The organism is Bradyrhizobium hipponense, assembly GCF_008123965.1.
Classification (GTDB): domain Bacteria; phylum Pseudomonadota; class Alphaproteobacteria; order Rhizobiales; family Xanthobacteraceae; genus Bradyrhizobium; species Bradyrhizobium hipponense.
In genome coordinates, this window is the sequence record NZ_VSTH01000087.1 from 1 (window position 1) to 21,977 (window position 21,977).

Below are 21,977 nucleotides of genomic sequence, written 5' to 3' on the forward strand. Positions count from 1 at the left end.
CGCAGTAAGATTAGCCCTGCAGATGCGCGAAGCGCATCTGCTCGGCGTAACCCACCTCTTTTGCTTCCGCGGCGACAAGCAGGGGTGGGTTACGCCAGCGGACTGTGCTTCGCGCAGCCGCAGAGCTAACCCACCCTACGCAGTATCATTACGCCGCCTTCGCCTGCACGTTATCGCAAAACTCGGCGAGCCGATCCGCGAGCCGCAGCGTCGCCGGGCTGGCGCCAGGCGACGCCATCAACGCGACCTCGGTCTTGTTGATCGGCGCAAAGCCGTCCTTGGCGGTCAGCACGCGGTGATCGGACTGGATCGCCATCTCCGACAAGATGCTCAGGCCCATGCCGGCGGCAACAGCGGCCTGGATGCCGGCGAGGCTCGATGAGGTGTAGGCCATGTGCCAGGGCCGGCCGGCGCTTTCGAGCGCGTGGATCGCGCCGGCGCGGTAGAGGCAGCCGAGCGGGAATCCGATCAGCGGCACGGAGGCGGCGTCCGCGTCAATCGGATGGCTCTTGCTGGTGACCCAGTGCACCCGCTCCGGCCACACCGCAATCGCGTCCTTCCCGCCGGCCGCGCGCTTGAAGAGCGCAAGATCAAGCTCGCCGCGTTCGAGATCGCGCGCCAGGTTCTTGCTCTGGTCGGCGCGCACATCGAGCCGCAGGCCCGGATGCGAGCGCGAGAACGCAGCCAGCAGTTTTGCCAGCCGGTATGCCGCGAAATCCTCGGGGATGCCGAGCCGGATCGCGCCTTCGCTGTCCGGCTGGCGCAGCACGTCGCGCGCCTCCTCGGCGAGCGACAACAGCCGCCGCGCGTAGGACAGCAGCCGCTCGCCGGCTTCGGTCGGGCGCAAATCCTTGCCGTCACGATGCAGCAGCACCTGGCCGACATCCTCCTCGAGCCGCTTGATCTGCTGGCTGACGGTCGATTGCGTGCGGTGGACGCGCTCGCCGGCACGGGTGAAGCCGCCGGCATCGACCACCGAGACGAAGCTGCGCAGCAGCTCGAGATCGAGCATAGCCGCCTCCATTCGAAAATCCACTGATCAGCAGTTAATCATTTAATTTCTAAATGACAAGCCTAGTCCCTAGATCGGGGGCTCAGGAGAATGCTTCCATGTCGCTTGCCCCCTCGATTTCGGTTCCCCGCAGCCGCTTCAACACGCTGCCGCTCGCTATCGGCCTGTTCTGCCTGCTCTGGAGCTATGCCTTCGTCGCCGGCAAGATTGGCGTCACCCATTGCCCGCCGCTGATCCTGCTCGCCGCGCGCTTCTCGCTCGCCGGCATTTTGATCGTCAGCGCCACGCTGATCCGCGGCGACGGTTGGTCGCTGTCCTGGCGCGACGCCGCGATTTTCACGGTGCTCGGTATCGCCAACAACGCGCTTTATCTCGGGCTTGGCTATACCGGCCTGCAATCGGCCTCGGCCGGTCTTGGCGGCCTGATCGTCTCGGCAAATCCGGTGTTCACGGCGGGCCTCGCCGCGCTCCTGCTCGGCGAAGGCATGACCTGGCGCAAGGCGAGCGGCCTCCTGCTCGGCGTCATCGGCGTGACGGCGATCGTCTGGCACCGGCTGTCGGTCGGCACCGACTCATTTCACGGCATCATGTTCACGCTGGCCTCGCTCGCCTCCATCGTCGCCGGCACGATCCTGTTCAAGCTGCTGGCGCCGAAGGGCAGCCTGTGGATCGGCAACGGCGTGCAGAATCTCGCTGCCGGCATCGTGCTGACGCCGATCGCGCTCACCTTCGCCGATGTCCATGCGATTGACTTCACGCCGAGCCTGATCGGCGCCTTTGCGTTCCTGGTGCTGGGCGGCTCGATCATGGCCTACTGGCTCTGGTTTCATCTCCTGAAAGTGTGTGGCGCCACCGCCGCCAGTGCCTATCATTTCCTGATGCCGCCGCTCGGCGTGCTGTTCGCGTATCTGGTGCTCGGCGAGCATGTCGAGGCGCGCGACCTCTTCGGCATCATCCCGGTTGCGCTCGGCATTTATTTGGTGACGCGGCCTGCCGCGAAGCCCGTTTCGTAGGAGGAGTTGACCATGCCCATTTCCATCACCCTGATCGGCGGCCCGACCGCGCTGATCGAGATCGATGGCTTTCGCCTGCTCACCGATCCGACGTTCGATTCTCCGGGCGCCTATCAGCTGCCGCATGTGAAGCTGGAGAAGACGATCGGACCTGCCTTGAAAGCCGACGCGATCGGTCCGGTCGATGCGGTCCTGCTGAGTCACGACCAGCATTCGGACAATCTCGACAATTCCGGCCGCGAGTTCTTGAAGAATGTAAAGCGCGTGCTGACCACCGAGGCCGGTGCAAAGCGCCTCGGCGGGCATGTCGAGGGCCTGACGCCCTGGGGCACCGCGCATGTGAAAGATCGCGACGGCAACTCACTCACCATCACCGCGACGCCTGCGCGTCACGGTCCGGCCGGCATCGAGCCGCTGTCGGGTGACGTCATCGGCTTCGTGGTGTCGTCGAGCAGGAAAGACACCAGCCCACTTTATATCAGCGGCGACACCACCTGGTTCGACGGCGTCGCCGAGGTTGCGCGCCGCTTCAAATGCGGCGTGGTGATGCCGTTCGCGGGCGCCGCGCAAACGCGCGGGCCGTTCCACCTCACCATGGATACCAACGACACGATCGAGACCGCGCGCGCCTTCCCGGATGCGATGATCGTGCCGGTGCACACGGAGGGGTGGGCGCATTTCCGACAGAACAGCGAGGATCTGCGCAAGACCTTCGACATGCTGGGTTTCGGGACGCGGTTGCGGCTGCTGGAGCCGGGCGTGCCGACGGTGGTGGAGGCGCCGTAAGCGCCATCTGGTTCACTCTCTCCTCGTCATGGCCGGGCTTGTCCCGGCCATCCACGTCTTCGTCGCCGCGTGTAAGAACGTGGATGCCCGGGACAAGCCCGGGCATGACGGCGTGGTGGAGGCGCCGTAGCTGCCACACCTGTCATTGCGAGGAGCCCTTGCGACGAAGCAATCCAGACTGTCGCCGCAGAGGCAGCCTGGATTGCTTCGCTGCGCTCGCAATGACGGAGTATGTGGTCAATCCTTCCGAAACACGATCGACGCCATCCACCCCGTCATCAGCGCCATCGCTGCGGTGACGAGGCCGTAGACCAAGCCGTTCTGCCGCGCGTTTGTCGCGACGAATTGCTCGAAGCCGACCTTGACGATCTCGAAGGCGGTGTCGGTCTTGCCGATGAACGCGCCGTTCGAAAACAGCTTGATCTCGACCTCATAGGTCCCGATCGGTACCTCCGCGGGCAGCGGAATGCCGGTGCGGAACAGCGTCGGCGTCAGGAACGTCACCGCGGCGGCGTCCTCGCGATAGAGCCCGCGCTGGGTGCGCAGGCGGATGAAGGCCGAGCGGAACGCATCGTTCGGCACCACGTCGGCATAGTCGCCGCTGACGCGCTGCATCAACAGCACGTTGTTGAGCCCGATCTGCTGCCGCCGTGCGATCTCGGGCGAGGTGATCGCCTCGAAGGAGCGGTTGGCGAACAGCGCCAGATAACTCGGTACCTGCAGGAACTGCCGGTAGTCGGTGTTGATCCAGATGCCGAACGTGTGCTCCTTGCGCCGCGTCACCATGTCGGCACGCGGACCCATCACGGTCACCACCAGATCGTAAGTCGTGCGGTCTGCGGGCGTCGAGGCGTCCTTCTCGACCGAGCCGAACAGCACCAGCTCCTCGCCGGAATAGTTCGGCGTCACCGTGACGCGATGGTTGGAAACCGAGACGATCAGCCGTTCGGCGCGCGCTGCGCCGCCGAGCATCAGGGTGAGAGCAACAGCAAGAAGTGCGCGAATCATCCGCTCACCCCCAGTTCGCGGATGGTGAAGAGATCCTCGGGCCGGATCACGAGCTCGACGGCGAAGCGGACGCCGACCGAGAGGATCAAAAGGCCCAGCAGCAGCCGCAACTGCTCGCCGCGGATCTTCTGGCCCGCGCGTGCGCCGAACTGCGCACCGGTGACGCCGCCGATCATCAGGATCAGCGCCAGAACCGCATCGACCAGATGATTAGTCACGGCATGCAGCAAGGTCGCGAACAACATGGTGACGAGCGTGAGAATCATCGAGGTCCCGATCACGGTCGAGGTCGGCACCCGCAGCAGGTAGATCATGATCGGCACCAGGATGAAGCCGCCGCCGATGCCCATGATGGCGCCGATGAAGCCGATCACGATGCCGACGATCACCACGGGAATCACCGACAGATAGATCTTCGAGCGCTTGAAGCGCATTTTCAGCGGCAGGCCGTGGATCCAGTTGTGCGCACGGCGCGGCGGCACCGCACCGCGCCGGGTTCGCATCAGGGCGCGCAGGCCCTCGGAGAACATCACGCTGCCGACCGTGCTGAGCAGCACGACATAGGACAGCGCGATCATCAGGTCGAGCTGCCCGAGTGCGCGAAGCTGCGTAAACGTCCACACGCCGAGCGCGGTGCCGGTCACGCCGCCGCAGAGCAAGACGCTCGCAAGCGCCGGATCGATCGCGCGCCGCCGCCAATAGGAGAGCGCACCGGAAAAGGACGAGGCGGCAATGTGGCTCGCGACCGAGGCGACCGCGACGGCCGGCGTGATGCCGATGAAGATCAGGAGCGGCGTCATCAGAAACCCGCCGCCGATTCCGAACATGCCGGAGACGAAGCCGACCGCGGCGCCCATCGCCAGAACGAGAAACACGTTGACCGGAAGATCGGCGATCGGGAGGTAGAGCTGCATCGGGGACCACGCTCCGGCGAGACGGATCGATTTCGCGGAATGCTCGCAGGAAGACGGAACGATTGCCGCGCCCCTCAATAGCCGAATTCGCTGACGGGAGGGATCAGGAATTTCGGGTGTGGTGAATGAGGCGGGTCCGCGTGATGAGATTGGGTTCAACAGCTGCCAGGACAAAGGTGCGCTCCCTCCCCCGCTTGCGGGGGAGGGCTGGGGAGAGGGTGCCTCCGCAGTGAGACTCCCCAAGAGGATAAAGCCCTCACCCGGCGCTGCGCGCCGACCTCTCCCGCAAGCGGGAGAGGTGCACCGAGCCCGCGGCCGGCTTGGTTCGATCTAAAGCGTCAGACTCTAATGCACAGCCGAGGCCGAGCGCTTGGTTGCGACCGGCTTCGGTGCGGGCTTTGCGCTCGTCTGTGCTGCGCTGTCCCAGCCGCCGGCGGGCGCCGTCACATTGACGGCGTCGTCGGGCTGCGGCTCGGCGCTGAAGGTCTGGATCGCGAGCTTGGCGGCGGCGAGCGACTGCGGGTCGAGGCGCTTGGCGATATCGTCGCGCTTGCCTGCCGCATCCGCGTCGCCCTGGGCTGCCGCGAGGGTGAACCATTTGTAGGACTCGGCGAGGTTCTGCTCCACGCCGATGCCGCGGGCGTAAAGGATGCCGAGGTTGAATTGGCTGTCGGCGACGCCGCGGTCGGCGGCCTTGCGGAACCACTGCGCCGCGCTTTTGTAGTTGGCGCCGCGTCCGCCACCGTCGGCATCGAGCACCGCGAGATTATGCATCGCCTTGGCGTTGCCGCGCTCTGCCGCCTGCGTGTAGTAGCGGCGGGCGATGTCGGCGTCTTTCTTCACGCCGAGGCCCTTTTCGTACAGCGTGCCGAGCCGGAAGGTCGCGGGCACCACGCCGGCCTGCGCCGCGCGGTCGTACCATTTGGCGGCTTCGTCGTAATTCGCTGGCGTGCCCTTGCCCTCGGCAAAGCGCACGCCGAGCTCGTAGGCCGCGGCCGCATCGCCTTTCATCGCGGCGGCGCGCAGCACCGGGCCGCCGATGCCGTCAGGCAGCTTCTCGCCCGGCGGCACCTGGACCTGACCGAGCTTCGCGCGGCTCGTGCCCGAAAGCGCGCCGGTGATATCGCTGGCCGCGGGCGAGGGCGGTGCCACAGCAGCAGGCGGCGGGATTTCGACCGAAGCCGTACCACTGGGGCTCGCGGGAGCCGGCGCAGCATTGTTCTGGGATTGCCGGCCGATCGGCGTCGGCGAGGTCATTGACGGCGTGACCTGCTCCGGCGTGGCCGGCTTGTTCTCGACCGGCGGCGGGGCCTGCGGCGCAGGCTCGCTAGAATTCTCCATCGCTTGCGGCGGCGGCGCACTGCCGCCTTCGAGGAGGTTCATTGCCATCTTGAAGGTGCCGAGCACGATCACGACCACGCTCGCGCCGACCAGCAGCGAGCGGATCTTCGAGGTGATGGTCGAGCCGGCTCCCTGGCCTTTGTCCTTGGTGCGGCCGGCGCTCGCCGCCTTGGCGCCGCGGCCGGGCTTCTCGGGCTGCGCGGCTGCGGCTTGCGCAGCGCGGCGCGCGGCTGCGATGAAGCTCGACGACGACACCGGCTCTTTCGGCGCGACAGGAATTTCGCTGATGGCACTTTCGGACGCGGCAATGCGCTCCGACGGCGTGGCAACGCGTCCGCCCGGCCGTGTGCCCGGCTCGAGCGGATGATCCGGCGGCAGCTCGGGCGCAATGGCGGCGCGTGCGGGCGCCGTATGCGGCTCGAGAATTTCGCTGATCGCGCGTGGCGGAACAGGCGGCGCCATCGGCATTGGCGGCGGTGCGGCCGCATGGAATTCGCGCGGCGCAGCCACGAAGGCGGCCTGCGCCGCTTGCGCGGCGGCGGGATTGGGCAGCTCGGGCTTGGGATCGTATTTCGGCTGCTGCTGTGGCGGCGGCCGCTGCTCGCGCGCCATCGGCGCGGGCTCGATCGGCAAGGAGGGAGCGGCCGGCATCGGCATTGGCTGCGGCGCAGGGGCCGGCGGCGCGGTGCGCACCGCGCGTAGATCGCCCTCGATCATGGAGAGGCGATCGACGACGTGGCCGAGCGTGTTGTGCACGGCCTCCAGCGAATCCTGGGTGCTCCGGTTGGTCTCGGCCTGATTGAAGCGGATGTCGGAGAGCTCGCGCTTGACGAGATCGACCACGCCGGAATCGGCAGGCGGCGGCGAATTGCGGCTCTCGGCGAGCGCCGAATAGGTCGCCTGTTGTCGCTCAAGGTGCCGCAGGATGTCGTGCAGCCCGTCTTCGACGCGGCTCAGATTTCCGCTGCGCGGATCGGAGGCGGCTTCGATCCGCTCGAGCAGGTACGAGACGCGCTGTTCGAGATGCGCAAAGGTCGAGGCCGAGTCGCTGCCGACCTGCATGCGGTCGAAACGGTCCGAGAGCGCGCGGATGGCGCTTTCCAGATGTTCGGTGCTTTCGGACGGTGCCGGCCGTTCGCGCGTCTCCAGTGCGGCGGTGAGCGCCGCAATGCGCTGCTCGAGCACGGCAAAACTGTCGCTGGGGCCGGACGCGCGGGTGATCTGGTCGACCTTGGACGACAGCAGCTGCACGTCGTCGGAAAGCCGGGCCAGCGCCTCGTTGGAGGCGACGTTGGAGACGATGCCGCGCAGCGCCGAGATCGCGCCTTCGAGCTGCCGTACCGTGGAGGGATCGTCATTGGCGCGCAGGATCAAGTCGAGCTTGGCGCCGAGATTGCGGATCGCCTCGTCATAGCCGGTGAGCTGCTCGGCTGGCGTCAGCGTGCGCAGCACCTGCTTGATCTCGGACAGCGCGCGCTCGACGCCGGCCAGTGCCTGGCCGTCGGTGCCGGTGGAGCGGGTTTCGTCGATGCGACGGTGCAGCGAGCGGATCTCGTTCTCGATCGATTCGATCGCGCGGCGCGGCATCGCCTCGGTGATGGCGTGGCGGATTTCCGCGAGCTCGCTGCGGAAGGCGTTGATCGCCTGCTCGGAATTGTCGGGGCGCTGCAGCGCCTCGATCTGGCTGGTGATCTTGAGCAGGTGCCGTTCGAGCGACGAGAAATCCGGTCCCGGCGGCGGGGGCGGTGGCGCGTAGGCGGATGCAGGCGGCGCCATCGGCGGCACGGGCGTGGCGGTGGGTGCGATCGATGGCGCGGCGCGCGGCGGCATCTGCCGCGGCACGAAGCCGTCGAGCTCGCTCTGGCGCGCGGTGATCTCGGCGACCGCGACGTCGAACGAAGTCGGGCTCAGCGGGGGGGAGTTGCGATAGACCTGCGCGGCGGCGCGCTCGACCGCATCGGCCTGGCGCTGGCGCGGTTCAACCGGCGCCTGCCGCGGCGGCGGGGCTTGTTGCGGCTTTGCGATTTGCGACAGCCGGGCATCGAGCCGCGAGATCGCATCGTTCAGCTGCCGCGCAACGCCCTGCTCGCGCGAGGCCTCTTTTTCGCGCGAAGAGTCTTGTTCGCGCGAAAAGTCTTGGCGCGGCGCCGGCTTGGAAATCCGTTCGATCTGCTGGGTGATCGCGTCGAGCCGCTGGTGGATGTCCGCGACCTCGCGGCTTTCCTGGCTCGGGACGTGGGCTGCTTGCGGACGCTGCTCGTAAGGTCCGCGAAAGTTCGGCGGGGCGGCTTCGCCAAGCGTGGAGTTCAGCCAATCGTTGAGCGACATCCCGGCGCGACGCGCAGCAGCTTCGGCCCGCTCCCGGACGGATGGATCGATGCCGTCAACACTCCACGATACGCGCGAATTCATGACTCTGTCCGGTCCCGACTCCGGCGCCCCACCCGGCGCCTCCAGCCTCCCCACGCGTGCCGGTTGCAAGACAATCGAATTTGGCGCGGGTCGTCTGCCTCGAAAACCGACTTTTGTCTGTTACGGTAAATAACGGGTTAAGGAACGCGTTGACGGTGTCTTAAAGTTGGGCGGCGGGAGCTCGGTGGGCTTGGCTTTGAGCTTTCGCCACATGGTCGGTACGCTCCCTCCCCCGCTTGCGGGGGAGGGTTGGGGAGAGGGTGCTTCTGCAATCGAGAACCCCCCAGAGGAGAAAGCCCTCACCCGCGCCTTCGGCGCGACCTCTCCCGCAAGCGGGAGAGGTGACGAGCACCGCCGACGCCTCAACTCTTCCCCTCGCGCTTGCCGTCCTCGAGCGGCACCACCGTGCCCGTGGCGCTCATGGCCGACAGCGCCTCGAGCGCCTCTTCGCAGAAGTCCGCCACCATCTGCTCGTGCCGGGCGCCGAGGCGGAGCAGGAGCAAATTACCAAGGTCGACCACGCCTGAGGCCGTTCCTTCCGGAAAGCGCTTCTTCAGGATGCGCTCGTAGTTCTCGTGGCGGTCCCGATGGTGCTCGAGCCGAGCCATCAGGTCGGTGCGCAGCGGCTCGATGTCGATGCTGTCCAGCGCATGCAGCCGCACCAGGAGGTCGTCCTTGATCGAGGGCGGCGTGCTCGGCCGCGCGGCCCAGTGCCGCAGCGCTGTTCGGCCCTCGGGAGTGAGCGTATAGACGAGTTTATTGGGTTTGCCTGATTGCACGACTTCGCGCCCCAGGATGTAGCCCCGGTCGCGCAGCTTGGAGAGTTCGCGGTAGATCTGTTGGTGGTCGGCCTTCCAGAAGAAGCCGATCGAGGAGTCGAACGTCTTGGCGAGCTCATAGCCCGTCATCGGACGTTCGGTCAGGCATGCGAGGATCGCGTCGCCCAGCGCCATGGCATCGGCCTCTCGTCTTGGATGTTAACAATCGGCTTGACTTTATGCGTATCGGCGCATATGCGTCAATGTGCATATAAACCGGCTTAGAGGCGGGCCAAAGACCCGTCCCGAAGATCCAGCGAAATCAACCTTTTCGCTACTGTGCATGGGGTTGTTTTCGCGTCTTTTTGTCCAGGCCTTTAGGGAGGCACCTGAGAATGACCGGCCTCGATTCCTGGTACGGCTACATGAAGTCCCAAGCCCGCACTGAAGCCTGCGCTGCGCTCTGGGACCTGCTGCATCCCGACGCCGTCTTCGAAAGTCCCGTCGTGCACTCGCCGCAGCGCGGCCGCGACATCACCTTTAAATATCTGTCGAGCGCCGAGAAGGTGCTCGGTGGCCCCGGCTTCACCTATGTCGGTGAGTGGAGGAGTGAGAGCGGCGCTGTGCTCGAATTCAAGACCATGATCGACGGTATCGAGATCAACGGCGTCGACATCATCACCTTCGACACTGACGGCCGCATCACGCATTTCAAGGTGATGGTGCGTCCGCTCAAAGCCATCAACATGCTGCATCGCTTGATGGCGGAGCAACTCGCCGCAGAATCGTAGTAGCTTCCACTACTTCAAGGCCCATGCCGGGAGAACGCCATGCCGATCTATAAAGCCCCCGTCGAAGACATGAACTTCCTGCTCAACGACGTCTTCCAGATCGACCGCTACGACAATCTGCCCGGCTTCAGCGATGCCTCCAGCGACGTGCGCGAGGCGATTTTGGGCGAAGCCGCAAAGCTCGCCGAAGAGGTGCTCCAGCCGCTCAATCGCGTCGGCGATCTCGAAGGCTGCAAGCGTGCCGATGACGGCAGCGTCACCACGCCGAAAGGCTTCAAGGAGGCTTTCAAGCAGGTCGCCGAAGGCGGCTGGCTCGGACTGTCGGCGCCGACCGAATTCGGCGGGCAGGGCCTGCCGGTGACGCTGAGCCAGGCGGTCAACGAATTCCAGATCTCCGCCAACATGGCGTTCTCGATGTATGGCGGCCTCACCATGGGCGCGACCGCGGCACTTCTCGTGCACGGCACGCCCGAACAGAAGCAGGCCTACGTGCCGAAGATGGTGGCCGGCGAATGGACCGGCACCATGAACCTGACCGAGCCGCATTGCGGCACCGATCTCGGCATGCTCCGCACCAAGGCGGTGCGCCAGGCCGACGGCAGCTTCAAGATCACGGGCACCAAGATCTTCATCTCGGCCGGCGAGCATGACCTCGCGCCCAACATCATCCACCTCGTGCTCGCCCGCATCGAGGGCGCGCCCGCCGGCATCAAGGGCGTCTCGCTGTTCGTGGTGCCGAAATTCCTGGTCAACGCCGACGGTTCGATCGGCGCCCGCAACGGCGTGGTGTGTGGCTCGATCGAGCACAAGATGGGCATCCACGGCAATTCCACCTGCGTGATGAACTACGACAGCGCCACCGGCTGGCTGATCGGCGAAGAGAACAAGGGCATGCAGGGCATGTTCGTGATGATGAACGAGGCCCGCCTCGGCGTCGCAGTCCAAGGTCTCGCCCAGTCCGAAGTCGCCTATCAGAACGCGGTCGCCTACGCGCGCGAGCGCATCCAGGGCCGTTCGCTCACCGGCACCAAGGCGCCGGACAAACAAGCCGACCCGATCATCGTGCATCCCGACGTGCGCCGCACGCTGCTTTCGATCCGTTCCTTCAACGAGGCCGCGCGCGCGTTCGTGATGTGGACCGCGCTGAAGAGCGATGTCGCCCACCGCTCCGAGGATCCCAAGGACCGTCAGGCTGCCGACGATCATATGGGCCTGATGACGCCGGTGCTGAAAGGCTTCCTCACCGATTACGGCTTTGCCAACGCGGTGCAGGCGCAGCAGATGTATGGCGGCCACGGCTACATCGCCGAGCAGGGCATGGAGCAGTTCGTGCGCGATGCCCGCATCGCCATGATCTATGAAGGCGCCAACGGCATCCAGGCGCTCGACCTCGTCGGCCGCAAGCTGCCGCGCGACGGCGGCCGCGCCATCATGGCGTTCTTCGGCGAGGTCATGGGCTTTGCCAAGGAGAACGGCGGCGACGAGGCGATGAAGCCTTTCGTTGCCCCGCTCTCGACGTCGCTCGGCCATCTCCAGCAGGCCACCACCTGGCTGATGCAGAATGCGATGATGAAGCCGGACAATGCTGGCGCCGCCGCAACCGATTACCTGCATCTGTTCGGTTTCGTCACGCTCGGCTACATGTGGGCGCGCATGGCGAAGGTCACCCAGACCAAGATTGCCGAAAGCGGCGCCACGCCCTATCTGTCGACAAAACTTGTCACCGGTCGCTTCTTCATGGAGCGGATGCTGCCGGAGACCGCGGCCAATCTCGCGCGCATCCAGGCCGGATGCGCCACCATCATGGAATTGCCGGCGGAAGCTTTCTGAAGCTGCTCCCGCCGCCACCCGTCCACGACCAGATCAAGATCATCACATCAGGAGGGCGTCATGCCTGAGGCATTCATCTACGATCACGTCCGCACCCCGCGCGGCCGCGGCAAGGCCGACGGCGCGCTGCACGAAGTGACCGCACTCGCGCTCGCCACGGTGCCGCTGAAGGCGCTGAAGGATCGCAACAACCTGCCGGAAGATTGCGTCGACGATGTCATTCTCGGCGTGGTCGATCCCGTCGGTGAAGCCGGCTCCGACATCGCGCGCTTCGCGGCGCTCAAGGCAGGTCTCGGCGAGGCGGTGCCGGGCGTGCAAATCAGCCGGTTCTGCGCCTCCGGCCTCGATGCCGTGAATTTCGCCGCCGCCCAGATCATGAGCGGGCAGCACGAGCTGGTGATCGGAGGCGGCGCCGAATCCATGAGCCGCGTCGGCATCGGCGCCTCCGGCGGCGCCTGGCCGATGGATCCGTCGATGGCGGTGCCGGCCTACTTCATGCCGCAGGGCGTCTCGGCCGATTTGATCGCCACCAAATACGGCTTCTCCCGCGACGACGTCGATGCTTATGCAGTGCAGAGCCAGCAGCGCGCAGCCAAGGCCTGGGACGAGGGGCGATTCGACAAATCGGTGGTGCCGGTCAAGGACATCAACGGCCTCACCATCCTCGCCAAGGACGAGCACATGCGTCCGTCGACGACGATGCAGTCGCTGGCGCAGCTCCAGCCCGCCTTCACGATGATGGCGCAGATGGGCGGTTTCGATGGCGTCGCCGTGCAGTCGCATCCGGAGATCGAGCGCGTCAATTACGTGCACCACGCCGGCAACTCCTCGGGCATCGTCGACGGCGCCGGCGCCGTGCTGCTCGGCAGCAAGGAAGCCGCCAGCAAGTACGGCCTCAAGCCGCGTGCAAAGATCCGCGCGTTCGCAAACATCGGCTCGGAGCCTGCGATGATGCTGACCGGACCGGTCGACGTCACCGAAAAGCTGTTCGCACGCTCCGGCATGAAGACGTCGGACATCGACCTGTTCGAGCTCAACGAGGCCTTCGCTTCCGTCGTGCTGCGCTACATCCAGGCCTTCGACATCGACAACGCCAAGATCAACGTCAATGGCGGCGCGATCGCGCTCGGCCATCCGCTCGGGGCCACCGGCGCGATGATCCTCGGCACCGTGCTCGACGAACTGGAACGCACCAACAAGTCGACCGCGCTGGTGACCTTGTGCATCGGCGGTGGCATGGGCACCGCGACCATCATCGAGCGGGTGTAACTGCGTAGGGTGGGCAAAGCGAAGCGTGCCCACCGTTGACGTCCCAGCAAATGATGGTGGGCACGGCGCAAGAGCGCCTTTGCCCACCCTACCGGATCAAAGTCAACCGCCGCGCCTGAGATCGGCTGCCGGCACCAGGGAGCACCACATGGCTTACAAGAACTTCAAGGTTGAGACCGACGCCGATGGCATCGCGCTCGTGACCTGGGACATCCCGGGACGTTCGATGAACGTGCTCGACGACACCTCGACCAACGAGCTCGATGCGATCGTCAAGGCGACCACGGCTGACGCTGCGGTCAAGGGCGTCGTCATCACCTCCGCCAAGGACGCCTTCTGCGCCGGTGCTGATCTGTCCATGCTCGAGGGCATGAACCAGGCTTATGCGAAGGTCCTCAAGGAGCAGGGCGAGACAGCGGCGAACCAGATGCTGTTCGAGCAAAGCCGCCGCTTCTCGCAGGTGCTGCGCTCGATCGAGACCTCCGGCAAGCCGTGGGCTGCGGCGATCAACGGTCTCGCGCTCGGCGGCGGTTTTGAGATCACCCTGTGCTGCCACTATCGGGTGGCGGCCGAAAATCCCAAGACGCGCCTCGGCCTGCCCGAGGTCAAGGTCGGGCTGTTCCCGGGCGCGGGCGGCACGCAGCGCGTGCCACGTCTGGTGCCGCCGCAGGACGCGATGACCATTTTGCTCAAGGGCGATCCGGTCACGATCGAGAAGGCCAAGCAGCTCAATCTGATTCACGCCATCGTGCCAGTGGCCGACCTTGTCAAGGCGGCCAAGGACTGGATCAAGGGCGGCGGCAAGGCGGTCGCGCCCTGGGACGAGAAGGGCTTCAAGCTGCCCGGCGGTCCAGTGTTCTCCAAGGCCGGCATGATGATGTTTCCCGCCGGCAACGCGATCTATCGCCGTGAGACCTACGACAACTATCCGGCCGCGCGCGCGATCATGAGCTGCGTCTACGAGGGCCTGCAGTTGCCGATCGACGCGGCGCTCCGGGTGGAGTCGCGCTACTTCACCTCGGTGCTGCGCTCGAAGGAAGCGGCTGCGATGATCCGCAGCCTGTTCCTGTCGATGCAGGAGCTGAACAAGGGTGCGCGCCGTCCGAAGGATGTGCCGCCGACCAAGGTGAAGAAAATCGCCGTGATCGGCGCCGGCTTCATGGGCGCGAGCGTCGGCTACGTCTCGGCCCGTGCCGGTCTCGACGTCGTCCTGATCGACCGCGACCAGGAGAGCGCCGACAAAGGCAAGGCGCATGCGCAGAAGGTGATCGAGGAGCAGATCAAGAAGGGGCGCGCCAAGCCCGCTGACGCTGAAGCGCTGCTCGCGCGCATCACGCCGACTGCGGACTATGCCGCGCTCGGCGATGTCGACCTCGTCATCGAGGCGGTGTTCGAGGATCGCAAGGTCAAGGCGGAGACCTTTGCCAAGGCGCAGGAATACCTAAAGCCTGACGTGGTGTTCGCGTCGAACACGTCGACGCTGCCGATCACGTCGCTTGCGGAAGCCTTCAAGGACCAGGGCAAGTTCGTTGGCATCCACTTCTTCTCGCCGGTCGAGAAGATGATGCTGGTCGAGATCATTCTTGGCAAGAACACCAGCGATCTCGCGCTCGCGACCGCACTCGACTACGTCCGGCAGATCGGCAAGACGCCGATCGTCGTCAACGACTCTCGCGGCTTCTTCGCCAACCGCTGCGTCGGCCGCTACGTCGCCGAAGGCAACGAGATGTTCTTGGAAGGCGTGCCGCCGGCGATGATCGAGAACTGCGCCAAGATGGCCGGCATGCCGGTCGGCCCGCTCTCGCTGTCGGATGAGGTCGCGCTCGATCTCGGCCTCAAGATCATGAAGGCGACCGAGGCCGATCTCGGCCCCAACGCCATCAATCCCGATCAGAAAAAGCTGATGGTGGAGATGGTCGAGAAGCAGGGCCGACTTGGCCGCAAGAACAGCAAGGGCTTCTACGACTATCCCGAGAAGGGCAAGGGCCAGAAGAGCCTGTGGCCGGGGCTATCAGCGCTGCAGCCGAAGCAGCTTGATCCCGACACGCTCGACGTCGAGGAGCTGAAGCAGCGCTTCCTGGTGGTGCAGGCGGTGGAAGCCGCACGCACGGTGGAGGACCACGTCATCGTCGATCCGCGCGAGGCGGATGTCGGCTCGATCCTCGGCTTCGGGTTTGCGCCGTTCACCGGCGGCACGCTGTCCTACATCGACTTCATGGGACCTAAGAAATTCGTCGAGCTCTGCCATAAGCTCGAGGCGAAGTACGGCTCGCGCTTCACCCCGCCAAAGTTGCTGGAAGAGATGGCGGCGAAGGGAGAAACCTTCTACGGCCGCTTCGCGCCGAAGAAGGCCGCTGCTGCCTGATCGTTTGAGATCGTCTAGCGAAGGCCGGATCACCGATCCGGCCTTTCGCGTCGCGGTGGCGGCAATCGCTTTACGAGGCCTGCACCAGCCCTTCCTTCTTCAGTGCTTCCTGCACCATCGGCCGGGCCGCGACCCGGGCCTTATAGGCGGTGAGGTTCGGCATCGCCGAGAGGTCGAACTTCATCCGGTCGCCCCAGGTCAGCATCGTGAAGAGATAGCCGTCGGCGACCGTAAACTGCTTGCCCATGAGATAGTCGCGGCCGGCGAGCTGGCTGTCGATGTATTTCAGCTTGCCCAGGACGCGGTCCTTGAAGAACGCCTTGGCCTCGTCGTTCAGTGCCGGCGCGAACAGCGGACCAAAGCTCTTGTGCACCTCCGAGGTGAGGAAGTTCAGCCACTCCAGCAACTTGTAGCGCTCGGAACTGTCGCGGGCAGGGGTCAGCGCCGTTGCCGGGGCCTGATCCGCGATCATCTGGACAATGACCGGTCCTTCGGTCACGATCTCGCCGCTATCGAGGCCCAGCGCAGGGACCTGGCCCTTGGGGTTCAGCTTCAGATAATCCTCACCATTTTCGAGCTTCTTGGCCCGGATATCGACCTTGACCAGCTCATAGGGCAGCCCGGCTTCCAGGAGCGCGATGTGGGGGACAGGGAGCAGGCGCCGGGCGTGTAATAGAGTTTCATGGAATTTCCTCCTCTTGACGCTTGGTTCGGGCGAAAGAACGACTACATGCATCTGCTTGAAATAGTCGAGATTGATGCAGGTGCATCGAATGGGGTAAGAGACGGGCGACGAGTTTGAGCGGAACCATGAAACGCAAACCATCGACCGAGGCAACCTCCGCCTGGATCCGCCTGATGCGGGTGCAAAGCCGTGTGCTCGACTGCGTCGAGCAGGACCTGAAGAAGGCCGGCTTTCCGCCGCTCGCATGGTACGACGCCCTGCTCGAACTGTCGCGGGCGCCGTCGGGCGAGCTGCGGCCGGTCGAGCTCGAACGGCAGATGCTGATCCCGCAATATTCTACCTCGCGGCTGATCGACCGCCTGGTCGACGAGGGATTGGCTTCCCGGCGCGAATGCAAGATCGACAAGCGCGGCCAGTTCGTCGAGATCACCGAAGCCGGCCGCGAATTGCAGAAGCGGATGTGGGGCGCCTATTCGGCCGCGATCGAGAAATATGTCGGCTCGAAACTGTCCGATGCCGATGCCGTCAAGCTCAGCGGTTTGCTCGACCGCCTGGGCTGCTCGTGCGGCGAGATGAAGCTGCCGCCCGTCGCCAACGTCAACGAAAGCACGCCGCCGCGATGATCGCGCGGCAAACCAGCATGTCCGCGCGCCCGCTGGGTTCGCGGACCATCCCTGCCACCCGCGCGCATTCGATCGAAGCGCTTTTGATTAGAGTTTAATATGGCGCGAGACCAGATCGATATGACACCGCTGCAATCGCGCGACGAGCTCGTTGCGTGGTTCGAGGCCGGCTGCAAGGATCCGTCCGAATTCCGCATGGGCACCGAGCACGAGAAGACGCCGTTCACGCTCGAAGGCCATCGGCCGGTGCCCTACGAAGGCGCGCGGGGCATCGGCGCGCTACTCGAAGGCATGAAGCTCCTGCTCGGCTGGGAGCCGATCATGGAGAAGGGCAACATCATCGGCCTCTACGACGTCACGGGTGGCGGCGCGATCTCGCTCGAGCCCGGCGGACAGTTCGAGCTTTCCGGCGCGCCGGTCGAGACCGTGCACCAGACCCAGAGCGAGCTGATGGCGCATCTGGCGCAGGTGCGCGAGATCGCAACGCCGCTCGGTATCGGTTTCCTCGGTCTCGGCATGACGCCGTCCTGGTCGCGCGCCGACATCCCTGTGATGCCCAAGGGCCGCTACAAGATCATGACCAATTACATGCCGAAGGTCGGCCAATACGGCCTCGACATGATGTACCGGACCTGCACGGTACAGACCAATCTGGACTTCTCCTCCGAAGCCGACATGGTCAAGAAGCTGCGCGTGTCGGTCGCGCTCCAGCCGATCGCCACCGCCCTGTTCGCCAATTCGCCGTTCACCGAGGGCAAGCCGAACGGCTTCCTCTCCTTCCGTTCCGAGATCTGGCGCGACACCGACAACGCGCGTGCGGGCATGATGCCGTGGGCGTTCGAGGACGGCATGGGATTTGAGCGCTATGTCGATTACGCGCTCGACGTACCCATGTATTTCGTCAAGCGCGGTGAGGAGTATATCGACGTGTCGGGCTCCTCGTTCCGCGCCTTCTTCGACGGCCGCAACAACAACCTCCCCGGCGAGCGTCCGACGCTGTCGGACTGGGCCAACCATCTTTCCACAATCTTCCCGGAGGTGCGGCTCAAGCGCTATCTCGAGATGCGTGGCTCCGATGGCGGCCCGTGGGGTCGCCTGCCTGCATTGTCGGCGTTCTGGGCCGGGCTGCTCTACGACGATGTGTCGCTCGATGCCGCATGGGACATGGTGAAGCACTGGACGGCGCATGAGCGGCAGGCGCTGCGCGACGACGTGCCGCGCTTCGGCTTCAAAGCGCGTATCAGGGACCGCTATATCTTCGAGATCGCCAAGGAATGCCTCGTTCTGGCACATGCCGGTTTGCGTCGGCGTGGCCGGATCGACCAGCTCGGCCGCGACGAGACCCGGCATCTGGAGCCGCTCGATCGCATCATCGATGCCGGCCGGACGCCGGCAGAGGAGATGCTGGACAAGTTCAACGGCTCCTGGAACGGCTCGGTGGAACCGGCCTACGCCGAATACGCTTTCTAGTTAGAGCGACCGACCCCGCAGGACTTCGGCCGTTCATCGCCCATACAGGTTTGCGGCGATCAAATGACAGGCTGAAAAAAACCTGAGCGTCGTCAATAACTCGAAAGCTGTTCCGATGGGGAAGGGCCGCCTGCCTTGGGCCGTCATGGCAAGCGTCGCGCTGCTGCTTGTGCTTGCAGGCGTGTCGGCGCGCGCCCAGACGGCATTCGATCGGCCCGGCGGCGACTATTTCAACACGCCGGTCACGTCGGGTGATCCCGAGGATTGCGCGCTGCTGTGCGAGCGCGATCGCCGTTGCCGTTCCTGGAGCTTCAGCTACCCCGACGTAGAAGGCGGCTCGGCAGTGTGCTGGCTCAAGAGCACGGTACCGCCGCGGGTGCCGGAAAGCTGCTGCATTTCGGGCGTGCGCGGCGCCGGCGTGATCGAGCCGCGCATCGCGGGCGTGGAGACATCGATTGACCGCCCCGGCGGTGATTTGCGCAATTTCGAGCTCAAGTCCAGCGAAGGCGAGGAGGGCTGCAAGGCTGCCTGCACCGCCGACAACAAGTGCCGCGCCTTCACCTACGCCCGGCCCGGCTATACCGGGCGCGAGGCGCGCTGCTTCCTGAAAAAGGAAATCAAGCCACCACGCCGGAAAGCCGGGTTCACATCGGGCGTGGTGCGGTAGAGTTCGCGTGCCGGTAGGGTGGGCGAAGGCGCGAAGCGTCGTGCCCACCATCCCTCCGCAATCGCGTTCAGTTGTGGTGGGCCCGCTGCGCTTTGCCCACCCTACCGCATCTCACTCCACCGCGAGCACCGTGATCTCGGGCCACAGCGCCTTCCATCGCTGGGTCTTCGCTCCGTAGTTCGTTGCGGAGAAATTCGGGCCTGGATTGGGGCGCGCGACGAGGCCTGCGATGTCGTCAAACCCATGCGGCGCGTAGACGTCGTAGTCGTAGCCTGCGCGCCTCACGCCTACTTGCGTATTTTGCGTGAGGAAGCGGTCAATGACATCGGTCGAACACGTCAGGGGCGGATAGGGCAGGCCGTGCTTGCCGGGGTACCACAGATGCACGCGGGCCTGGTTGCGGGTCTCGATCTTGACGCCGAGATGTCCGAGCCGCGCGTTGACGTCGCGGATCACGGCGTCCTCCGCTTCCCATGAGGTATCAGGGTCAAAGTAGAATACGTCGTAGTCGGCAATGCCGTGATCTATCGCGCGGCTTGTGAGCACGTTCCACACCGTCTGCACCAGACATCCCGAGACCAGCCACGCGTCCGGCAGCGCCAGCAGCGCCAACTCGTCGATGATGGCAACGTTGACGGGATTCTTCAGCGCCAGCGCCAGGAATTCATCGCGGTTCACAGGGAATCGTAGGGTGGGCAAAGGCGCGCTCTTCGCGCGTTGTGCCCACCGTCTCTCCTCGTTGTGACGGAAATGGTGGGCACGCTTCCGCTTTGCCCACCCTACGCTTCGCTCAGTGCACGGCGGTAAAGAAACGCGCGAGTCTGAAACCGGACAGCCAGGTCCATACCGGCTGGCTGCGCATGCCGAGATCCCAGGAGCCGAGCACGGCGTCCGCGCGCCCGATCAGATTGTCGATTGGCAAGAGGCCGACGCCGCCGGAGCGCAGCGGCACGCGGCTATCGGCGGAATTGTCTCTGTTGTCGCCGAGCACGAACAGATGTCCTGCGGGCACCGTGACTTCCTGCGTGTTGTCGAGCGGACCGCTGTCGCGCATCTTGAAGATCAGATGCGAGACGCCGTTCGGCAGCGTCTCGACATAGCGATAGGCGGGCTCGTTGCTGCCATTATCGTCCTCGGCTGCGCCGACGCCATCCGGCTTCAGCTCGGCGGGACGGTCGTTGATGAAGAGCTGGCCCTGCCGCATCTGGATGCGGTCGCCAGGCAGCCCCACGACGCGCTTGACCCAGGCCTGCGAGCGATCGCCCGGCCAGCGGAACACCACGACGTCGCCTTGCTTCGGCGTCTCTGCGAAGACACGGCCGCTCTCGGGAAGGTTGATCTGGATCGGCAGCGATGAAGTGCCGTAGCCGTAGGGGAATTTCGAGGCGATCAAGGCGTCGCCGATCAGCAGCGTCGGCTCCATCGAGCCTGACGGCACGTAGAACGGCTCGGCCAGTGCGCCCTTGGCGATGAACACGGCCACTACGATGCCGGCGAGCTGCACCAGCTGTCCGCCCCAGCCGCTGCTCTTCCGCTTGCTGGCGACGGTCGCCTTCTCGACACTCATGCGCCCGTTCCGCCCACCGTAATACGCTCCATCAACAGCGACGGCTGGCCGACGCCGACCGGCACACCCTGGCCGTTCTTGCCGCAGGTGCCGATGCCGGTGTCGAGCGCGAGGTCGTTGCCGATCATGCGGATGCGGTGCAGGTCGGTCGGCCCGTTGCCGATCAGCATGGCGCCCTTCAGCGGCGCGCCTAACTTGCCGTTCTCGATCTTGTAGGCCTCGGTGCACTGGAACACGTATTTGCCCGAGGTGATGTCGACCTGGCCGCCGCCGAAATTTGCGGCAAAGACGCCGTTCTTTACCGAGGCGAGGATCTCTGCCGGATCGCGGTCACCCGCGAGCATATAGGTGTTGGTCATGCGCGGCATCGGCACATGGGCGTAGCCCTGGCGGCGGCCGTTGCCGGTCGGCTTCATGTTCATCAGCCGTGCGTTCTGGCGGTCCTGCATGTAGCCGACGAGAACGCCGTCCTCGATCAGCACGGTGCGGTTGGTCGGCGTGCCCTCGTCGTCGATCGAGAGCGAGCCACGCCTTGAAGCAATGGTGCCGTCGTCGATCACGGTGACGCCCTTGGCCGCGACCTGCTGGCCCATCAGCCCGGCAAACGCGGACGTCTTCTTGCGGTTGAAATCGCCCTCGAGCCCGTGACCGACCGCTTCGTGCAGCATCACGCCGGGCCAGCCGGCGCCAAGGACGACATCCATTTCGCCGGCGGGAGCGGGAATCGATTCCAGATTGACCAGGGCCTCGCGCAGCGCGCCGTCGGCCGCGTCACGCCAGTTCTTGCTCTCGATGAATTCGGCATAGCCGGCGCGGCCGCCATAACCCTTGCTGCCGCTCTCCTGCCGGTCGCCTTGCCCGGCGACGACGGAAATGTTGACGCGCACGAGCGGGCGAATGTCGCGATAGCTCTCGCCGTCGGGCCGCAGGATCTCGACGACCTGCCAGGTCGCGCCCAGGCTGACGCTGACCTGCCGCACCCGCGGATCCTTGTCGCGTAGGTAAGCGTCGATCTCGGCAAGCAGCTTCACCTTGGTCTCGAAGCCCGGCGCGTCGAGCGGATTTTCGTCGCCGTAGAGCCGCACATTGGTGTGCGGAGGCGGCGCTGCAAAGCTGCCGGAATAGCCGCCGCGCACGGCGGCGACCGCGTCGGCTGCGCGAATCAGCGCCGGCACCGATACGTCGGAGGAATGCGCATAGCCCACGGCGTCGTCCTTGACGGCGCGCAGGCCAAAACCCTGCGAAGTGTCGTAGGTCGCCTGCTTCAGCCGCCCATTGTCGAACATCAGCGCTTCGGTCTGGCTGTATTCCAGGAACAATTCGCCGTCGTCAGCGCCCGCAAGCCCGCGCGCGACCTCGTGGCGAACCTGGTCGCGGTCGAGATTGGCACGTTCGAGCAGGGAGGTCGTGGCAGGATTTGTCATGCGTCCGTCCATTATCGGATGATGTGAGGCAAGATAATGGTT

17 protein-coding genes and 1 pseudogene are annotated in these 21,977 nt (G+C 65.2%); 9 read left to right on the forward strand and 9 right to left on the reverse strand.

Annotated features, from left to right (window positions below):
* Positions 1-148: 148 nt before the first annotated feature.
* The gene (locus FXV83_RS25025; RefSeq protein ID WP_148742197.1) at positions 149-1,012 is read right to left on the reverse strand and encodes a LysR substrate-binding domain-containing protein; all 864 of its coding nucleotides are present in this window, start codon (positions 1,010-1,012) and stop codon (positions 149-151) included.
* A 98-nt stretch (positions 1,013-1,110) separates the two neighbouring features.
* On the opposite strand from FXV83_RS25025, the gene FXV83_RS25030 reads away from it, so the two are divergent.
* Together FXV83_RS25030 and FXV83_RS25035 are read left to right on the forward strand one after the other, a co-directional pair.
* Positions 1,111-2,025 (forward strand): DMT family transporter, encoded by a 915-nt coding sequence (locus tag FXV83_RS25030; protein ID WP_148742199.1) that lies wholly within the window; start codon positions 1,111-1,113, stop codon positions 2,023-2,025.
* 12 nt (positions 2,026-2,037) lie between these two features.
* Positions 2,038-2,811: an MBL fold metallo-hydrolase gene (locus FXV83_RS25035; protein ID WP_148742200.1), complete on the forward strand. Its 774-nt coding sequence runs from the start codon at positions 2,038-2,040 to the stop codon at positions 2,809-2,811.
* 237 nt (positions 2,812-3,048) lie between these two features.
* Here the strand turns inward: FXV83_RS25035 and FXV83_RS25040 are convergent, their stop codons facing one another.
* The 4 genes from FXV83_RS25040 to FXV83_RS25060 all read right to left on the reverse strand — a co-directional run bounded on the left by FXV83_RS25040 (position 3,049) and on the right by FXV83_RS25060 (position 9,439).
* A complete protein-coding gene (locus tag FXV83_RS25040) occupies positions 3,049-3,819 on the reverse strand; it encodes a TIGR02186 family protein (protein WP_148742202.1) in 771 nt (256 codons plus the stop codon).
* Positions 3,816-4,733 carry a sulfite exporter TauE/SafE family protein gene (locus FXV83_RS25045; RefSeq protein ID WP_148742204.1) on the reverse strand — a complete coding sequence of 306 codons (918 nt, stop codon included), beginning with the start codon at positions 4,731-4,733 and terminating at the stop codon, positions 3,816-3,818. The genes FXV83_RS25040 and FXV83_RS25045 overlap by 4 nt, the downstream gene beginning before the upstream one ends.
* A 345-nt stretch (positions 4,734-5,078) precedes the next feature.
* Positions 5,079-8,486 carry a tetratricopeptide repeat protein gene (locus FXV83_RS25055; RefSeq protein WP_187436139.1) on the reverse strand — a complete coding sequence of 1,136 codons (3,408 nt, stop codon included), beginning with the start codon at positions 8,484-8,486 and terminating at the stop codon, positions 5,079-5,081.
* 362 nt (positions 8,487-8,848) lie between these two features.
* The gene (locus FXV83_RS25060) at positions 8,849-9,439 is read right to left on the reverse strand and encodes a PadR family transcriptional regulator (protein ID WP_148742208.1); all 591 of its coding nucleotides are present in this window, start codon (positions 9,437-9,439) and stop codon (positions 8,849-8,851) included.
* 200 nt (positions 9,440-9,639) lie between these two features.
* On the opposite strand from FXV83_RS25060, the gene FXV83_RS25065 reads away from it, so the two are divergent.
* The 4 genes from FXV83_RS25065 (at position 9,640) to FXV83_RS25085 (ending at position 15,499) form a co-directional block, all read left to right on the forward strand.
* A complete protein-coding gene (locus FXV83_RS25065; RefSeq protein ID WP_148742210.1) occupies positions 9,640-10,035 on the forward strand; it encodes a nuclear transport factor 2-like protein in 396 nt (131 codons plus the stop codon).
* A gap of 39 nt (positions 10,036-10,074) precedes the next feature.
* Complete coding sequence (locus FXV83_RS25070; RefSeq protein WP_148742212.1) at positions 10,075-11,865, forward strand: acyl-CoA dehydrogenase C-terminal domain-containing protein; 1,791 nt, start codon at positions 10,075-10,077, stop codon at positions 11,863-11,865.
* A 60-nt stretch (positions 11,866-11,925) separates the two neighbouring features.
* Entirely contained in the window at positions 11,926-13,134 is a 1,209-nt protein-coding gene (locus FXV83_RS25075; protein WP_148742214.1) for an acetyl-CoA C-acetyltransferase, read from the forward strand.
* A 148-nt stretch (positions 13,135-13,282) separates the two neighbouring features.
* Positions 13,283-15,499, forward strand: a complete 2,217-nt coding sequence (locus FXV83_RS25085; protein WP_148742216.1) for an FAD-dependent oxidoreductase — start codon at positions 13,283-13,285, stop codon at positions 15,497-15,499.
* A 70-nt stretch (positions 15,500-15,569) separates the two neighbouring features.
* On the opposite strand, the pseudogene gstA reads toward FXV83_RS25085, so the two are convergent.
* Positions 15,570-16,183: pseudogene (gene gstA, locus FXV83_RS25090) on the reverse strand (glutathione transferase GstA).
* Positions 16,184-16,309: 126 nt separating this feature from the next.
* Between gstA and FXV83_RS25095 the strand changes: the two are divergent.
* From FXV83_RS25095 to FXV83_RS25105, 3 genes are all read left to right on the forward strand, one after another.
* Positions 16,310-16,807: a MarR family winged helix-turn-helix transcriptional regulator gene (locus FXV83_RS25095; RefSeq protein ID WP_148742218.1), complete on the forward strand. Its 498-nt coding sequence runs from the start codon at positions 16,310-16,312 to the stop codon at positions 16,805-16,807.
* A gap of 99 nt (positions 16,808-16,906) precedes the next feature.
* Positions 16,907-18,277 (forward strand): glutamate--cysteine ligase, encoded by a 1,371-nt coding sequence (locus tag FXV83_RS25100; protein ID WP_148742220.1) that lies wholly within the window; start codon positions 16,907-16,909, stop codon positions 18,275-18,277.
* 115 nt (positions 18,278-18,392) lie between these two features.
* Entirely contained in the window at positions 18,393-18,944 is a 552-nt protein-coding gene (locus tag FXV83_RS25105; protein WP_148742222.1) for a PAN domain-containing protein, read from the forward strand.
* A gap of 111 nt (positions 18,945-19,055) precedes the next feature.
* Here FXV83_RS25105 and FXV83_RS25110 read toward each other — a convergent pair whose 3' ends face one another.
* The 3 genes from FXV83_RS25110 to tldD all read right to left on the reverse strand — a co-directional run bounded on the left by FXV83_RS25110 (position 19,056) and on the right by tldD (position 21,935).
* Positions 19,056-19,622, reverse strand: a complete 567-nt coding sequence (locus tag FXV83_RS25110; protein WP_148742224.1) for a nucleotidyltransferase family protein — start codon at positions 19,620-19,622, stop codon at positions 19,056-19,058.
* Between the two features lie 112 nt (positions 19,623-19,734).
* On the reverse strand, positions 19,735-20,511 hold the full coding sequence (gene lepB, locus FXV83_RS25115; protein ID WP_148742226.1) for a signal peptidase I: 777 nt from the start codon (positions 20,509-20,511) through the stop codon (positions 19,735-19,737).
* Complete coding sequence (tldD, locus tag FXV83_RS25120) at positions 20,508-21,935, reverse strand: metalloprotease TldD (protein ID WP_148742228.1); 1,428 nt, start codon at positions 21,933-21,935, stop codon at positions 20,508-20,510. Before tldD ends, lepB begins: the two co-directional genes overlap by 4 nt.
* Between the last annotated feature and the right edge of the window lie 42 nt (positions 21,936-21,977).

Coding starts and splice junctions, on each gene's coding strand:
- FXV83_RS25025 (WP_148742197.1), bottom strand. CDS start 1,012: ATGCTCGATCTCGAGCTGCTGCGCAGCTTCGTCTCGGTGGTCGATGCC.
- FXV83_RS25030 (WP_148742199.1), top strand. CDS start 1,111: ATGTCGCTTGCCCCCTCGATTTCGGTTCCCCGCAGCCGCTTCAACACG.
- FXV83_RS25035 (WP_148742200.1), top strand. CDS start 2,038: ATGCCCATTTCCATCACCCTGATCGGCGGCCCGACCGCGCTGATCGAG.
- FXV83_RS25040 (WP_148742202.1), bottom strand. CDS start 3,819: ATGATTCGCGCACTTCTTGCTGTTGCTCTCACCCTGATGCTCGGCGGC.
- FXV83_RS25045 (WP_148742204.1), bottom strand. CDS start 4,733: ATGCAGCTCTACCTCCCGATCGCCGATCTTCCGGTCAACGTGTTTCTC.
- FXV83_RS25055 (WP_187436139.1), bottom strand. CDS start 8,486: ATGAATTCGCGCGTATCGTGGAGTGTTGACGGCATCGATCCATCCGTC.
- FXV83_RS25060 (WP_148742208.1), bottom strand. CDS start 9,439: ATGGCGCTGGGCGACGCGATCCTCGCATGCCTGACCGAACGTCCGATG.
- FXV83_RS25065 (WP_148742210.1), top strand. CDS start 9,640: ATGACCGGCCTCGATTCCTGGTACGGCTACATGAAGTCCCAAGCCCGC.
- FXV83_RS25070 (WP_148742212.1), top strand. CDS start 10,075: ATGCCGATCTATAAAGCCCCCGTCGAAGACATGAACTTCCTGCTCAAC.
- FXV83_RS25075 (WP_148742214.1), top strand. CDS start 11,926: ATGCCTGAGGCATTCATCTACGATCACGTCCGCACCCCGCGCGGCCGC.
- FXV83_RS25085 (WP_148742216.1), top strand. CDS start 13,283: ATGGCTTACAAGAACTTCAAGGTTGAGACCGACGCCGATGGCATCGCG.
- FXV83_RS25095 (WP_148742218.1), top strand. CDS start 16,310: ATGAAACGCAAACCATCGACCGAGGCAACCTCCGCCTGGATCCGCCTG.
- FXV83_RS25100 (WP_148742220.1), top strand. CDS start 16,907: ATGGCGCGAGACCAGATCGATATGACACCGCTGCAATCGCGCGACGAG.
- FXV83_RS25105 (WP_148742222.1), top strand. CDS start 18,393: ATGGGGAAGGGCCGCCTGCCTTGGGCCGTCATGGCAAGCGTCGCGCTG.
- lepB (WP_148742226.1), bottom strand. CDS start 20,511: ATGAGTGTCGAGAAGGCGACCGTCGCCAGCAAGCGGAAGAGCAGCGGC.
- tldD (WP_148742228.1), bottom strand. CDS start 21,935: ATGACAAATCCTGCCACGACCTCCCTGCTCGAACGTGCCAATCTCGAC.